Origin of the sequence: Xanthobacter albus, from assembly GCF_043194895.2 — a bacterium.
GTDB lineage: Bacteria > Pseudomonadota > Alphaproteobacteria > Rhizobiales > Xanthobacteraceae > Xanthobacter.
Map to the genome: position 1 here is coordinate 3302432 of NZ_CM195532.1, position 14989 is coordinate 3317420.

The 14989-nt window shown below is 70.7% G+C and carries 12 protein-coding genes; 9 read left to right on the forward strand and 3 right to left on the reverse strand.

The window, feature by feature from the left end; all coding sequences use genetic code 11:
- Positions 1-192 precede the first annotated feature (192 nt).
- Positions 193-1032, forward strand: a complete 840-nt coding sequence (locus V5F75_RS14805) for a transporter (RefSeq protein WP_509212091.1) — start codon at positions 193-195, stop codon at positions 1030-1032.
- 30 nt (positions 1033-1062) lie between these two features.
- On the opposite strand, the gene V5F75_RS14810 is transcribed toward V5F75_RS14805, so the two are convergent.
- Positions 1063-4677 carry a hydantoinase B/oxoprolinase family protein gene (locus tag V5F75_RS14810; RefSeq protein WP_394037285.1) on the reverse strand — a complete coding sequence of 1205 codons (3615 nt, stop codon included), beginning with the start codon at positions 4675-4677 and terminating at the stop codon, positions 1063-1065.
- A 168-nt stretch (positions 4678-4845) separates the two neighbouring features.
- Between V5F75_RS14810 and waaF the strand changes: the two genes are divergently transcribed.
- From waaF to V5F75_RS14835, 5 genes are all read left to right on the forward strand, one after another.
- Positions 4846-5868 (forward strand): lipopolysaccharide heptosyltransferase II, encoded by a 1023-nt coding sequence (waaF, locus tag V5F75_RS14815; RefSeq protein WP_394037287.1) that lies wholly within the window; start codon positions 4846-4848, stop codon positions 5866-5868.
- The gene (gene waaC, locus V5F75_RS14820) at positions 5865-6896 is read left to right on the forward strand and encodes a lipopolysaccharide heptosyltransferase I (RefSeq protein WP_394037289.1); all 1032 of its coding nucleotides are present in this window, start codon (positions 5865-5867) and stop codon (positions 6894-6896) included. The genes waaF and waaC overlap by 4 nt, the downstream gene beginning before the upstream one ends.
- Positions 6897-6976: 80 nt before the next feature.
- A complete protein-coding gene (gene rfaD, locus V5F75_RS14825) occupies positions 6977-7963 on the forward strand; it encodes an ADP-glyceromanno-heptose 6-epimerase (RefSeq protein ID WP_394037356.1) in 987 nt (328 codons plus the stop codon).
- A gap of 21 nt (positions 7964-7984) precedes the next feature.
- On the forward strand, positions 7985-9421 hold the full coding sequence (gene rfaE1, locus V5F75_RS14830; RefSeq protein ID WP_394037291.1) for a D-glycero-beta-D-manno-heptose-7-phosphate kinase: 1437 nt from the start codon (positions 7985-7987) through the stop codon (positions 9419-9421).
- Between the two features lie 170 nt (positions 9422-9591).
- Positions 9592-9816, forward strand: a complete 225-nt coding sequence (locus tag V5F75_RS14835) for a tautomerase family protein (RefSeq protein ID WP_394037293.1) — start codon at positions 9592-9594, stop codon at positions 9814-9816.
- A gap of 31 nt (positions 9817-9847) precedes the next feature.
- Here the strand turns inward: V5F75_RS14835 and argE are convergent, their stop codons facing one another.
- The gene (gene argE, locus V5F75_RS14840) at positions 9848-11005 is read right to left on the reverse strand and encodes an acetylornithine deacetylase (protein ID WP_394037295.1); all 1158 of its coding nucleotides are present in this window, start codon (positions 11003-11005) and stop codon (positions 9848-9850) included.
- 199 nt (positions 11006-11204) lie between these two features.
- Between argE and cobU the strand changes: the two genes are divergently transcribed.
- A complete protein-coding gene (gene cobU / locus V5F75_RS14845) occupies positions 11205-11726 on the forward strand; it encodes a bifunctional adenosylcobinamide kinase/adenosylcobinamide-phosphate guanylyltransferase (protein WP_394037297.1) in 522 nt (173 codons plus the stop codon).
- Positions 11727-11730: 4 nt separating this feature from the next.
- Here cobU and cbiB read toward each other — a convergent pair whose 3' ends face one another.
- Positions 11731-12696 (reverse strand): adenosylcobinamide-phosphate synthase CbiB, encoded by a 966-nt coding sequence (cbiB, locus tag V5F75_RS14850; protein WP_394037299.1) that lies wholly within the window; start codon positions 12694-12696, stop codon positions 11731-11733.
- A 178-nt stretch (positions 12697-12874) separates the two neighbouring features.
- On the opposite strand from cbiB, the gene V5F75_RS14855 reads away from it, so the two are divergent.
- Complete coding sequence (locus V5F75_RS14855; protein ID WP_509212092.1) at positions 12875-13633, forward strand: metallophosphoesterase; 759 nt, start codon at positions 12875-12877, stop codon at positions 13631-13633.
- A gap of 145 nt (positions 13634-13778) precedes the next feature.
- A complete protein-coding gene (locus V5F75_RS14860) occupies positions 13779-14951 on the forward strand; it encodes a vWA domain-containing protein (RefSeq protein WP_394037303.1) in 1173 nt (390 codons plus the stop codon).
- The last annotated feature ends 38 nt before the right edge of the window (positions 14952-14989 follow it).

The window sequence follows — 14989 nt, forward strand, 5'->3', positions numbered from 1 at the left end:
GCGTCTTCCGGGCCCCGCCCGGCAGGCGCGTTTACCGACCGGGACGCGCCATACGTCCCGGACGCCGCCGCGGACGCCACGAGCGCGCCTGCGGTCCATATGCCGCGCCATCAGAAGCGCGATCGAGGAAATGCCGGCGCAGCCGCCCACAGAGCCTGAAGGCCGGGGCCTCGCGCCTTATCGGAGGAAGCCATGAAGACATTCGCGAGAATGGCGGTCGCCGGATTTTTGTCCGTCGCGGCCTTTTGCCCGGCCGCCCATGCGGGCTCGGTGACCCAGCCCGGTGAGACCATCGGCCTCGCCACCGGCGCGCCGCTGCCCGAAGGGGTGTATTTCGTCGACACCGCAGACTGGGGGTGCCGCAACACGTCGCCCGAATCGACCTGCGTCGGCGTCAACATTCCGGTGCTTGCCTGGGCGACGCCGCTGAATTTCCTCGGCGCGCGGGTGCAGTTGCTCACCGCCGTACCCACGGTGACGGTGGGCGTGAACGGGTCGGACTACACCTCCGGCTTCTACAATCCCTTCCTCGCCGGCCAGTTGGCCTGGGATCTCGGCAACGGCTTCGGCTTCAGCTACCTCTTGGGCTTCTACCTGGGGGTGAACACCGGGGTGGCGTTTGATTCCACCTCGCTCAACCAGCGCTTCGCCCTGAGCTACACCGCCGATGGCTGGAACCTCACCGCCAATGCCATCTGGGGCATCCAGTTCGACGGCTACACCAGCACCGTCAACCCGGACTTCCTGAACGTGGATCTCACCGCCACCAAGAAGTTCGGCAAGTGGGAGATCGGCCCGGTGGCGTTCTACTCCACCGATCTCAACAACCCCGCCCCCTTCTACCAGAAGCAGAGCCAGTTCGCGGTGGGCGGCCTCATCGGCTATGACTTCGGGCCGGTGATCCTCCAGGCCTACCTCACCACCGATGTCTATGAGAACAACTACGGCGGCAACGACACCCGCGGCTGGGGCCGCATCATCATCCCCCTGTGGAGCCCGCAGGCGCCGCAGTCGGCCATGATCCACAAGTAAAGCGCGGGAAGGAGGGCATCCCCCTCCTCCTCATTCCTCGGCGCGCTGCGCGGAGTCACCGTAGCCGCCGCCCGTGGGAGTGACGATGGTGATGGCCTCGCCCGCCGCCAGCCGCACCTGGGCGCAGCCGCCGATGTCCTCCACCGTGCCATCCCTGCGCCGCACGAGGTTTTGCCCGCGCGCGCCGGGCTCACCCCCCAGCACGCCGAAGGGCGCCACACGCCGGTGGGAGGAAAGGATGGCGCAGTCCATCTCCTCCAGGAAGCGGATGGTGCGCGCGGTGCCATCGCCCGCGTTCCACCGCCCGCGCCCGCCGGAGCCGGCGCGCAGGTGGAAATCCTCCAGCACCACGGGATAGCGGAATTCCAGGATTTCCGGATCGGTGAGGCGCGAGTTGGTCATGTGGGTGTGCACGCCGCCCACGCCGTCGAAGCCGGGACCCGCCGGGGCGCCGGAGCAGATGGTCTCGTAATATTGGTGGCGCGCGTTGCCGAAGGTGAGGTTGTTCATGGTGCCCTGCGCCGAGCCCAGGGCGCCGAGCGCGCCGAACAGGCAATCGGTGACATGCTGGCTCACCTCCACGTTGCCGGCCACCACCGCCGCCGGATACACCGGCGCCAGCATGGAGCCTTCCGGCACGATGATGCGGATGGGCCGCAGGCACCCGGCATTAAGGGGGATCTTGCCCTCCACCATCACCCGGAAGACATAGAGCACCGCCGCCTGGGTGACGGGGCCGGGGGCGTTGAAATTGTCCGGCCGCTGGGGCGAGGTGCCGGTGAAGTCCACCACCGCCTCGCGCTTCGCCCTATCCACGCTCACCATCACCTTGATGCGCGCGCCCTGGTCCATCTCCACCTCGAAGGCGCAGTCGGAGAGCCGGTCGATGACCCGGCGCACGCTTTCGGCGGCGTTGTCCTGCACATGGCCCATGTAGGCGGCCACCACCTCTTCCCCGAAGTGGTCGATCATCCGCCCGAGCTCGGCGGCCCCGCGCTCGGCGGCGGCGATCTGCGCCTTCAGGTCGTTCACGTTCTGCATCACGTTGCGCACCGGATAAGGCGCGCCCGTGAGCAGGTCCACCAGCTCCGCCTCGCGGAAGCGGCCGCGCTCCACCAGCTTGAAATTGTCGATATAGACCCCTTCTTCCTCGATCACGGTCGCGCGCGGGGACATGGAGCCGGGCGCGACGCCGCCCACATCGGCATGGTGGCCGCGCGCCGCCACGTAGAACAGGATGCGCGTGCCCGCCTTGTCGAACACCGGCATCACCACGGTGATGTCGGGCAGGTGGGTGCCGCCGTTGTAGGGGGCGTTGAGGGCGTAGACATCGCCCGGCTCGAACCTTCCGCCGGTGGCGCGGATGACGCTCTCCACCGATTTGTCCATGGAGCCGAGGTGCACGGGAATGTGCGGGGCATTGGCCACCAGCCGCCCCTCGGCGTCGAAGATGGCGCAGGAGAAGTCCAGCCGCTCCTTGATATTCACCGAATAGGCCGTGTTCTGGAGGGTGAGCCCCATCTGCTCGGCCACCGACATGAACAGGTTGTTGAACACCTCCAGCAGCACCGGGTCCGCATGGGTGCCGAGCGCCGGGGCGCGCCGGGCTTCCTCGGTGCGGGTGAGGACCAGATGGTCGCGCGCCGTCACCCGCGCCGTCCAGCCCGTCTCCACCACGATGGTCTGGTGCGGCTCGATGACAAGGGCGGGACCGGCGACGGACTGGCCGCGCTCGATTCCCTCCCGGCGGAAGACAAGGGCATCGTGCCATTCGCCCTGGGAATAGAAGCGGGTGCGGGCGGCCGGCTCCGGCGCGCCATCCGTAAGCGGCCCCTCGGGTTCCTCGATCCGGCTGCCGCCACCCACCGCCTCGGCCGAGATGGCCTCGATGACCAGCACCTTGCTCTCGTCGATGAAGCCGAAGCGGGCGCGGTGGGCGGCCTCGAACGCGGCTTTCATCTCCGGCGCCGTGCCGAACGGCACCACCAGCGGCGCATCGGTGCCCGCGTAGCGCACATGGGCGCGGCGGAAGAGGGTGATCTCCGCCTCCGGCACCCCCTGCCCCATCAGCTCCGAGCACACCAGGGCGCCGGCGGCGTCGAGGGCGTGGCTGGCGGCAGAGACGCCCTCCGCGTCCAGCGGCGCCTCCACCGTGCGCTGGCGGGTGGCGCCAATGTCCGCGAGGCCCATGCCATAGGCCGAGAGCAGCCCCGAGAACGGGTGAACGAGCACCGTGCGCATGCCCAGCACGTCCGCCACCAGGCAGGCATGCTGCCCGCCCGCGCCGCCGAAGCATTGCAGCGCATATTCGGTGACATCATAGCCGCGCTGCACGGAGATCTTCTTGATGGCATTCGCCATGTTCTCCACGGCGATGCGGATGAAGCCATCGGCCACCGCCTCAGGCGCTCGCCCGTCGCCGATACGCCCGGCCAGTTCCGAAAAGCGCGCGCGCACCGCCTCGGCGTCGAGCGGCGCGTCGCCGCCGGGGCCGAAGATCCTCGGAAAGAAATCGGGGGCGAGCTTGCCCACCATCACGTTGGCATCGGTGACGGCCAGCGGGCCGCCACGCCGGTAGCAGGCGGGACCCGGATTGGCCCCGGCCGAATCCGGCCCCACAGTGAGGCGCGCACCATCATAATGCAGGATGGAGCCGCCGCCCGCCGCCACGGTGTGGATGGACATCATGGGCGCGCGCATGCGCACGCCGGCCACCTCGGTCTCGAACGCGCGCTCATACTCGCCGTCGAAATGGGAGACATCGGTGGAGGTGCCGCCCATGTCGAAGCCGATCATCTTGCCGAAGCCGGCGATGCGGGCCGTCTCCACCGCCCCCACCACGCCGCCGGCCGGGCCGGAGAGAATGGCGTCGCGCCCCTGGAACAGGCCGGCATCGGTGAGCCCGCCGGATGACATCATGAACATGAGGCGGCAGTTGCCCTCCTCGCCCTGGAGCTCGCCCGCCACCTGCTCCACATAGCGGCGCAGGATGGGGGAGAGATAGGCATCCACCACCGTGGTGTCGCCGCGCCCCACCAGCTTCATGAGGGGCGAGACCTCGTGGCTCACGGACACCTGCGCGAAGCCCACCTGCCGCGCCACCTCGGCCACCAGCTTCTCGTGGGCGGGGAAGCGATAGGCGTGCATGAAGACGATGGCGCAGGCCTGCGCCCCCGCCGCGCGCGCGGCTTCGAGGTCCGCCCGCACCCGGTCGAGGTCCGGCGCGCGCTCCACGGTGCCGTCGGCGCGCACGCGCTCGTCCACCTCTACCACCCGGCCGTGGAGCTGCTCGGGCTTCACGATGCGGCGGGCGAAGATATCCGGCCGGTCCTGGTAGCCGATGGCGAGGGCGTCGCGGAAGCCGCGGGTGATGAAGAGCACGGTGGGCGCGCCCTTGCGCTCCAGCAGGGCGTTGGTGGCCACCGTGGTGCCCATCTTCACCGCCCGGATCTCGTCGGCCGGAATGGGCGCCCCCGGCGCCACGCCCATCAGCTCGCGGATGCCCTGGATGGCGGCGTCGCGGTAGGCTTCCGGATTCTCGGAGAGCAGCTTGCGGGCCATGAGCACGCCATCCGGCCGGCGGGCCACGATGTCGGTGAAGGTGCCGCCGCGGTCGATCCAGAAATCCCAGCCAGAACGCGTCATCGCTCGCCTCGTCCCTCGCCGCCGGCCGCCGGGGCCGCGCGCATCGCTTCTATAGATGGCGCGGGCACGCCGGGTGAAGCCACACTTCCGCACCTCCAAGGTCCCGCGGCGCTTGACGCCGCCGGCCGGCCTTGTCATGAGGCATGTCGCTTTTGCCACGAGTATGCCATGCGTGCCTTCGGTTCCGTTTCGCCCCTGCTGCTCGTCGGCCCCTCCTGGGTCGGCGACATGGTCATGGCGGCGAGCCTGGTGGAGGTGCTGCGCATGCGCGAGCCGAGCCGCCCCATCGACGTGCTCGCCCCCGCCGCCGCCTTGCCCGTGGCGCGGATGATTCCCGGCGTGCGGCGCACCATTCCGCTCGGCCTCGGCCACGGCAAGCTGGGGCTCATGGCCCGCTGGCGGCTGGGGCGCAGCCTGCGCGAGGAGGGCTACGGCAAGGCCATCATCCTGCCGCGCGCCTTCAAGGCCGCCATTCCGCCCTTCGCCGCCGGCATTCCCGAGCGGGTGGGCTACCGGGGCGAGATGCGCTCGCCCCTCCTCACCGATGCCCGGCCCGACGGCGCGCGCAAGACCGCCCGCACCATCGAACGCTTCGTGGCCCTCGCCCTGCCCGAGGGCACGCCCACCATGGCGCCGCGCCCTCACCTCATCCTGCCCGACGGCGCGCTCGATGCGGTGGAGGCGAAGTTCCCCCTTCCCGGCGAGGGGCCGGTGATGGTGCTGTGCCCCGGCGCGGAATACGGCCCCGCCAAGCGCTGGCCGGCGGAAAAGTTCGCCGCCCTCGCCGCCCTGGCGGTGAAGGCCGGCTACCGGGTGCGCGTGCTCGGCTCGCCCAAGGACAAGGAGGCGGCCGAGACCATCGCCGCCGCCAGCGGCGTCGCGGTGGACAATCTGGTGGGCCGCACCAGCCTCTTCGACGCCGCCGCCATCCTCGCCGGCGCCGATGTGGTGATCTCCAACGATTCCGGCCTCATGCACATCGCCGGGGCATTCGAACGGCGGCTGGTGGTGATTTACGGCGCCTCTTCCGAGAAGATGACGCCGCCGGCCTCGCGGCGCGCCCGCGTGCTGGCGCGCGACCTCTCCTGCCGGCCTTGCCACAAGCGCGAGTGCCCACTGGGAACCCTCGCGTGCCTGGAAGGCATCTCCCCGCAGGAGGTGCTGGAGGCCGCCGAGAAGACCGGGCAATGAGGCTGCTGCTCGTCAAGCTCTCGTCCCTGGGCGACGTGGTCCATACCTTCCCGGCGCTGACCGACGCCATGAGCGCCATCCCCGGCCTGGAGGTGGACTGGGCGGTGGAGGAAGCCTTCGCGCCGGTGGCCGCTCTGCACCCGGCCGTGCGCCGCACCATCGTGGTGCCCCTGCGCCGCCTGAAGAAGCGCCCCCTCGCCGCGTGGCGCTCGGGCGAGATGGCGGCGGTGCGCCGGGCTCTGGCCGAAACGCGCTACGACATAGTGATCGACGCCCAGGGCCTCATGAAAAGCGCGCTGGTCGCCGCCTGTGCCCACGGTCCGCGCCACGGCTTCGACCGCGCCAGCGCCCGCGAGCCGCTCGCCACCCTGCTCTACGCCCGCAAGCACCATGTGCCGGAGATCGAGCACATGGCGACCCGCATCCGCAAGCTGTTCGCCGCCGCTTTGGGCTATGGCCTGGAGGACCGCCCGGCGGACACCGGGCTGAGGCCCCTCGCCCCCGGCCGGGCGCCCTATCTCGTCTTCCTCCACGGCACCACCTGGGCCACCAAGACCTGGAGCCGCGAGGGCTGGCGCGCCCTGGCCGCCCGCGCCGGGGCGGAAGGGCTCCATGTGCTCCTGTTCGCCCACGGCGCGGTGGAGAGCGCGCGCGCGCACGCCATCGCAGACGGCCTGCCGAACGTGACGCTGCTGCCGCCTCAGTCCCTCGACACCCTCGCCCCCCTCCTGCAATCCGCCGCCGGGGTGGTGAGCGTGGATACCGGGCTCGGCCACCTCGCCGCCGCCTATGGCGTGCCCACCCTCGGCCTCTACGGCCCCACCAACCCGCGCCTCACCGGCCTGTTCGGCGCGCGGGTGAAGGAGCTTTCCGCCACGCGCGACTGCGCCCCGTGCGAGAAGGCCCGCTGCCGCATCGCGCCCGACACGCGCGAAGGCCCGCCCTGCCTCGCCGACCATGGCGCGGAGGCGGTATGGTCGGCGCTGAAGGCGCTGCAGGCGCGCCCCGACGTGGACAACCACCAATGAAGCGTGGCACACGAAGCCGAAACGCGTGACCGCTGAGAGGCATCTTGTCCATGACGCGCCGAGTGGCCCTGAGCCGCGACATCCTTCTCGTCACCGGCGGGGCCGGCTTCATCGGCTCCAACATCGCCCGCGCCGCGGCCGAGGACGGCTACCGCGTGGTGGTGGCCGACTGGCTGGAGGACGGCCCCAAATGGCGCAACATCTCCGACATCCCCCTGCATGACGTGATCCGCCCCGAGACGGTGAACACCTTCGTGGAGCGGGAGGGCGGCCGGCTCGCGGCGGTGGTGCACATGGGCGCCGTCTCCGCCACCACGGAGCGCGACGCGGACAAGATCGTCGCCCGCAACATCCGCTCCACCCTGGACCTGTGGGACCTGTGTGCCCGCAAGAACCTGGGCTTCATCTATGCCTCCTCCGCCGCCACCTACGGCGACGGCTCGGCCGGCTTCACCGACGATGAATCCACTCAGGGCCTCGGCCTGCTGGCACCGCTCAACCCCTACGGCTGGTCGAAGCTGTTCGTGGACCGCCGCATCATGGCCGACGTGGAGGCAGAGGCGCCCCGCCCGCCCCAGTTCGCGGGCCTGCGCTTCTTCAACGTCTACGGCCCCGGCGAGGACCACAAGGACGACATGCGCTCGGTGGTGAACAAGATCTACCCCGCCGCCGCGCGGGGCGAGAACGTCACCCTGTTCAAGTCCCACCATCCGGACTTCGCCGATGGCGGCCAGCTCAGGGATTTCATCCACGTCTCCGATTGCGTGGAGGTGGTGCGCTGGCTGCTGGAGAATCCTGACGTCTCTGGCATCTTCAACGTGGGCACGGGCAAGGCGCGCTCGTTCGCGGACCTTGCCCGCGCGGTGTTCGCCGCGCTCGGCCAGGAGCCGCGCATCACTTATGCGGACATGCCGCAGAGCCTGCGGAAGGCGTACCAGTATTTCACCGAGGCGGACGTGACCAAGCTGCGCGCCGCCGGCTACAAGCGGCCCTTCCTCTCGCTGGAAAGCGGCGTGGAAGCCTATGTGAACGAGTATCTGAAGGGCCGCGGCGAGGGCGTCGGGTGAGGAGCCCGGCGGGAGTCCATCATGGTTGAAGCAGGCGTGCCGCGCATCACCGTCGTCGGCGATGTGATGGTGGATCGCTACATCGTCGGCTCGGTCTCGCGCATTTCGCCCGAGGCGCCGGTGCCCGTCCTGGTGCACGGGGCGGAGCGCATCGTGCCCGGCGGCGCGGCCAACGTGGCCGCCAATGCCGCCGCCCTGGGCGCCGCCGTGACGCTGGTGGGCCTCGTGGGTGCCGACGCCGATGCCGAGGCCCTGGCCGGGGCGCTCTCGCCCTACGCCGGCATCGATCTCACCCGCCTGGTGGCGGACCCGGGGCGGCCCACCATCACCAAGACCCGCGTGATGAGCGGACGCCAGCAGATCGTGCGCATCGACGCCGAGACCCAGGCCCCGCCCTCGCCCGAAACCCAGGCCGCCCTGGCGGCGGCGGTCGAGGCCGCCGTGGACGGCGCGCGCGTGGTCGTGCTCTCCGACTACGCCAAGGGCGTGCTGGGCGATGTCGTGATCGCCGCCGCCATCGCCGCCGCCCAGGCGCGGGGGGTGCCGGTGATCGTCGATCCCAAGCGCCGCACCTTCGAGGCCTACCGAGGCGCCAGCCTCGTCACGCCCAACCGCCTGGAGCTGGCCGCCGCCACCGGCCTGCGCGACACCACGGACGCCGAGGCCGCCGCGGCCGCCGCGGCAGCGGCCGCCCAGTTCGGCGGCGACGTGCTGGTGACGCGCGCCGAGAAGGGCATGACCCTGTGGCGGCGTGGCGGACAGGTGCTGCACGTGCCGGCCAAGGCCCAGGAGGTGTTCGACGTTTCCGGCGCCGGAGACACCGCCCTGGCGGCGCTCGCGGTCTCCATCGCCTCCGGCCATCCGCTCGAAACCTCGGTGCATTTCGCCAATGCCGCCGCCGCCGTGGCGGTGGGCAAGGTGGGCACGGCGGTGGTGACGCGCGCCGAGCTTGCCGCCGCCCTGGAGGCCAGCGTGCCGGAAGGCGCGGCCGAAGGTGCCCTCGTTCCGCGCGAGCAGGCGGCCGGCATCATCGCCGGCTGGCGGGCGGCGGGCGCGCGGGTGGTGTTCACAAACGGCTGCTTCGATCTGCTCCACCCTGGCCATGTCTCATTGCTGGAGGCGGCGGCGCGGGAGGGCGACCGGCTGGTGGTGGCGCTCAACACCGATGCCTCGGTGCGCCGCCTGAAGGGCGAGAGCCGCCCGGTGCAGGATGAAGCCGCCCGCGCCCGCGTGATGGGCGCGCTGCGCTGCGTGGACCTCGTGGTCCTGTTCGACGAGGACACCCCCTATGAGACCATCGCCCAGCTGAAGCCGGACGTGGTGGTGAAGGGCGCGGACTACCGCGAGGACCAGGTGGTGGGCGGCGATCTCGTCAAGAGCTGGGGCGGCCGGGTGGCGCTGGTGCCCCTGGTGGAGGGCCGCTCCACCTCCGCCCTGGTGGCCAAGGCGCGGGGCTGAGCCTTCACCATCGCTGGATGAGCCAGCCCGCGCGAGCCGACACCGAAGGCCCTTGAGCTTTTCTCACGCGCCTTTGGCCAAGCCCACGCGGCGTTTGGGCGAAAGCCGCTTGGCGCAGGTCAACGGCCCGGGCCACCGGCATCGGAACTCGCACCAAGGGGACATGCACCATGCCCGTCGTCACCATCCGCATCACCGGCGAGAACGCCGTCGAGACCAAGCGCGCCCTCGCCTCCTCCGTCACACAGGCGGTGGCGGGGACACTGGGCATTCCCGCCGATCGTGTGCGGGTGCTCATCGAGGAATATCCTCTGGAGAACGTGGCGACCGGCGGCGAGCTTCACTGCGATACGCTCACCCCCGGCGCCCGCCCGAAGGGCACGATCGAGGTGTGAGGGCACGCAGCCGCCCGGCACCGGCCCTGCCTTACGCGCAATGCTCGATGATCTTGCGCACGAAGGTCTCGCACGCCTCGATCTGCGCCTGCTCCACATATTCGTCGGGCTTGTGCGCCTGCTCGATGGAGCCTGGCCCGCACACCACGGTGGGAATGTCCGCCATCTCCACGAACAGGCCCGCCTCGGTGCCATAGGCCACCTTGGCGTGATCGTTGCGCCCGGCCCAGCGCTTCGCCAGCGTGACGATGGGCGCCTCCGGGTCCGCGGAGAGGCCGGGGAAGGCCGCCGTCACGCGAAAATCGATGGCCGCCTCAGGCGCGCGCGCCTTCATGGCCGGCTCCAGCTCCGCGCGGGCATAGTCGATGACCTCGGCGACCAGGGCGTCGATGTCCTCCTCCGGCAGGGCCCGCACCTCCCAGTCCATCACCGCCTGGTCGGGCACGATGTTGAGCGCGGTGCCGCCGTGGAGCGTGCCCACGTGGGCGGTGGAGGTGGGGATGTCATAGAGCGCGTCGCGCAGCCCCTCGCGATCGAGGCGCGCGCCGAGCGCCACCACCCGCGCGGCGATGAGGGCCGCCGCCTCCACCGCGTTCACCAGCTCCGGCGCGCGGGAGGAATGGCCGCCGCGCCCGGTGATGCGCGTGCGCAGGGAGCGCTTGGCCTTGTGCCCCACCACCACCTGCATGAGCGTGGGCTCGCCCACCACGCAGCCCTCCGGCCGGTAGCCGCGCGCCACCATGTGGGCGAGCAGCGGTCGCACCCCCAGGCACCCCACCTCCTCGTCATAGGAAAAGGCGAAATGGATGGGCTTGCGCAGCCCGCGCGCCCGCATTTCCGGCACCAGGCCCAGGCACACCGCGAGGAAGCCCTTCATGTCGCAGGCGCCGCGGCCGTGAAGGCGGCCATCGCGCGCGGTGAGCGTGAAGGGGTCGCTGGTCCAGTCCTGCCCGTCCACCGGCACTACATCCGTATGGCCGGAAAGGACGATGCCCGGCACCTCGCGCGGGCCGATGGTGGCGATGAGGGCGGCCTTGCCCTGTGCCTCGTCCTCCACCCGCTCGAAGGGCACGGCCTGGGCGCGCAGGAACTCTTCCACCGCCTCCACCAGGGCAAGGTTGGAGTTGCGGCTGGTGGTGTCGAAGCTGACAAGGCGCGAAAGCCAGTCCAGCGTGAGGTCGGCCGCCATCAGGTGTCTCTCCGCGTCAGGATCGGTGCGCGGACTATAGCAAGACGCGGCCCGCGCCGCGGTGCACAATTTTCGGCGGAAGGTTGCGGCGCGCCCGTTGCCGGCTAGTTTCCCCAGGTCAATGGAAGGAACGACGGGGCATGACGGACACGAACAGCGCGCGCCGGCACGGCCGCGAGAGCACGCCCTTCACACGGGAGTGCCGCGCGTGAGCCGGCTGGTGCTGGTGCTGGGCGGGGCCCGCTCGGGCAAGAGCGGCTATGCGGAAGGGCTCGTCACCGCCCTCCCCGGCCCGTGGGCCTATCTCGCCACGGCGGAGGCGCTCGATTCGGAGATGGCCGAGCGCATCGCCCTCCACCGCGCCCAGCGGGGCGCGGGCTGGCAGACCCACGACACGCCCCTTGCCCTCACGCACACGCTCGGTGCTTTGCCGCCGCAGCAGCCGGCGCTGGTGGATTGCCTCACCCTCTGGCTCACCAACCACCTTCTGGCCGACCACGACCTGGAGGCGGAATCGGCGGCGCTGGAGGCGGCCCTGGCGCGGCGGCCCGGCCTCACGGTCTGCGTCGCCAACGAGGTGGGCCTCGGCATCGTGCCCGACAACGCCCTCGCCCGCCGCTTCCGCGATGCCGCCGGCCGGCTCAACCAGCGCCTCGCGCGCAAGGCCGGGCAGGTGGTCTTCATGGTCGCCGGCCTGCCCATGATGATGAAGGGCGGCTGAGCCCTCAGAGCATCGCCATCGCGAGCGCGGCAACCGTCACCAGCGCCACCAGCAGGCCATCGGCCCGGCGATAGAGGCGCAGGGCGGCGCGGATGTCGGCGGCGGTGGCCTCGCGGCGGCCGTCGCCCATGAAGGCATCCTGCGTGAGCACGCCGCCATAGACCTTGGGGCCGTTCAGCTTCAGCCCCAGCGCCCCGGCCATGGCGGCCTCAGACCACCCGGCATTGGGCGAGCGGTGGCGCGGCGCATCGCGCATCATGGCCGCGAACGCCGCGCGCGGCGAGGCGCCGGGCATGAGCGCCGCCGCCGCCACCAGCAGCGCGCCGGCGAGCCGCGAGGCCGGAAGGTTCACATAATCGTCAGTGCGCGCGGCGGCCCAGCCGAAGGCGGCGTGGCGCGGCGTGAGGTGGCCGATCATGCTGTCGGCCGTGTTGAGGGCCTTGTAGGCCGCGCCCCCGGCGAGGCCGCCCACGCACATCCACAGCACGGGCGCGACGATGCCGTCGGAAAAGTTCTCGGCCAGGCTCTCGATGGCCGCGCGCGCCACGCCCGCCTCGTCCAGCCGCTGGGGGTCGCGCCCCACGATATGGCCGACCGCGGCGCGGCCCGCATCGAGCCCGCCGGTTTCGAGCGCGCGCGCCACCTCTTCCACATGCCAGTGCAGCGAGCGCTGGGCGACCAGCGCGCTGCCCAGCACACCCGCCGCCAGCCAGCCGAGCGGGAACGCACGCAATCCCGCTTCAAGCAGCAGAGCCGGCAGGCCCGCCGCCACCACCAGCAGCACGACGACCAGCACCCCGAGCAGCCGCCGCCGGCGCTCGGACAGCTCCGGCCGGTTCCAGGCGCGGTCCAGGGCGCCGATCAGCCGGCCGATCCAGATCACCGGATGGCCGATGCGCCGCACCAGCGCGTTCGGGTAGCCGAACAGCGCCTCGAAGATCATCGCCACCGCCGTGATGTCGAACGCCATGCCGCCCTCTCCCCGCACCCTGCCGCGACCCCATAGCACGGCGGGCCGCGCGCGGCGCGCCCTTCCGAAGGCGGCTGCCGCTCCGCCGGATGCGCCGATTTTCGGCCTATGTCGCCGCGCGTTCCGCCCATACAATGGATGCTGCAGTGCGGCCCGAACGGCGGAGACGAATGACCCCATGGCCATGGTCGAGCGAACGGCGCCGGACGCCGCCAGGGATACGGAGCCGCCGCCGCGTGTCGCCGAGGGCGTCCGCGTCTATGCGGTGGGCGACATCCACGGCCAGCTCGATCTGCTGCGGCGCCTCCAGGCGTTGATCTCAGCCGACCAGACCGCCCACCCCGGCCGCGCGCACCGCGAGATCTACCTCGGCGACTTCGTGGACCGGGGCCCCGCCACGGCCCAGGTGCTCGACAATCTCATGGCGCGCGAGGCCGAAGGCGCCATCTGCCTCTCGGGCAACCATGAAGAGATGATGCTGGAGGCCTATCGCTCGTTCGAGGCCTTCATGCACTGGCTCTCCGTCGGCGGCCGGGCCGCGGCGCGCTCCTACCTGCCGGCATCCCCATCCGCGCCCGACGAGATGGAGGTGAGCGACCTCTGGCAGAGCTGGCGCCGCGCCATGCCCGAACGCCATCTGGCCTTTCTGAAAGGGCTCGGGACCAACCATGTGTGCGGCGACTATGTCTTCGTCCATGCGGGCCTGCGGCCGGGCATCCCGCTCGAAGCGCAGAGCCGGCGCGACTGCCTTTGGATCCGCCGCGACTTCCTGGACCATGATGAGCCCTTCGGCCATGTGGTGGTGCACGGCCACACGCCGGTGAGCGAGCCGGATGTGCGCGCCAACCGCATCGGCATCGACACCGGCGCCGTCTTTACAGGCCATCTCACCTGCCTCGTGCTCGACGGGGCGGAACGGGCCTTCCTCTCCACCTGACGCCATCGGCCCCGGTCCTCGACCGGCGCCACGCTCAAACGCCGCGCGGGCGTGAAAGGGCCGGCGGTTCAGGCGCCCAGCCGTTGCATGAGCCGCTGGCACGGCCCGGCGCGGCGTGCTTCACTGCGCGCGAGAGGAGCCGGCCATGTTCATCGCATTCTTCGAGGCCCTGAAGACGGCCGGGGTGCCGGTTTCCGTACGTGAGTACCTCACCCTCATGGAGGCCATGGACCGCGACCTCGCCGGGCGGCAGGTGGAGACCTTCTATTATCTCGCCCGCGCCAGCCTGGTGAAGGACGAGCGGCACCTCGACAAGTTCGACCAGGTGTTCGGCCGCTGCTTCAAGGGCCTGGAAGCGGCCCTGGGCGAGGAGACGCCCTCGATCCCCGAGGACTGGCTCCGCAAGCTCACTGAGAAACACCTCACCGAGGACGAGAAGAAGCAGATCGAGGCCCTCGGCGGGCTCGACAAGCTGCTCGAAACCCTCGCCCAGCGCCTGAAGGAGCAGAAGGAGCGCCACCAGGGGGGCAACAAGTGGATCGGCACCGGCGGCACTTCCCCCTTCGGCGCCTACGGCTACAATCCCGAGGGCATCCGCATCGGCCAGGACGGCAACCGCAATTTCCGCGCGGTGAAGGTGTGGGACAAGCGCGAGTTCCGCGACCTCGACGACCAGGTGGAGCTGGGCACCCGCAACATCAAGGTGGCGCTGCGCCGCCTGCGCAAGTTCGCCCGCGTCGGCGTGCCGGAGGAGCTGGACCTGGACGGCACCATCCGCGAGACCGCCCGGTCGGGCTATCTCGACGTGAAGCTGCGCCCGGAGCGGCGCAATGCGGTGAAGGTGCTGCTGTTCCTGGATGTGGGCGGCTCCATGGACTGGCACATCGCCCAGTGCGAGGAGCTGTTCTCCGCCGCGCGCTCCGAGTTCAAGTATCTGGAGCACTTCTATTTTCACAATTGCGTCTATGAAAGCGTGTGGCGCTCCAACGCCCGCCGCGCCGGCGAGCGCATCTCCCTCATGGACGTGCTGCACACCTATTCCAGCGACTACAAGCTGATCTTCGTGGGCGACGCCTCCATGGGCCCCTACGAGATCCTGTATGCGAACGGCTCGGTGGAGCACAACAATCCCGAGCCCGGCAAGGTATGGCTGGACCGCCTGCTCGCCACCTACCCCAAGGCCGCGTGGCTCAACCCGCTGCAGGAGAACCACTGGGGCTACACGGATTCCATCCGCCTCGTCTCCCACATCATGGAAAACCGCATGTTCCCCCTCACCGTGGAGGGGATCGACGCCGCCATGCGCGAGCTGACCTGAACGCTCTCCATCGGCAAGCGGCGCAGGCGCCGGAACAC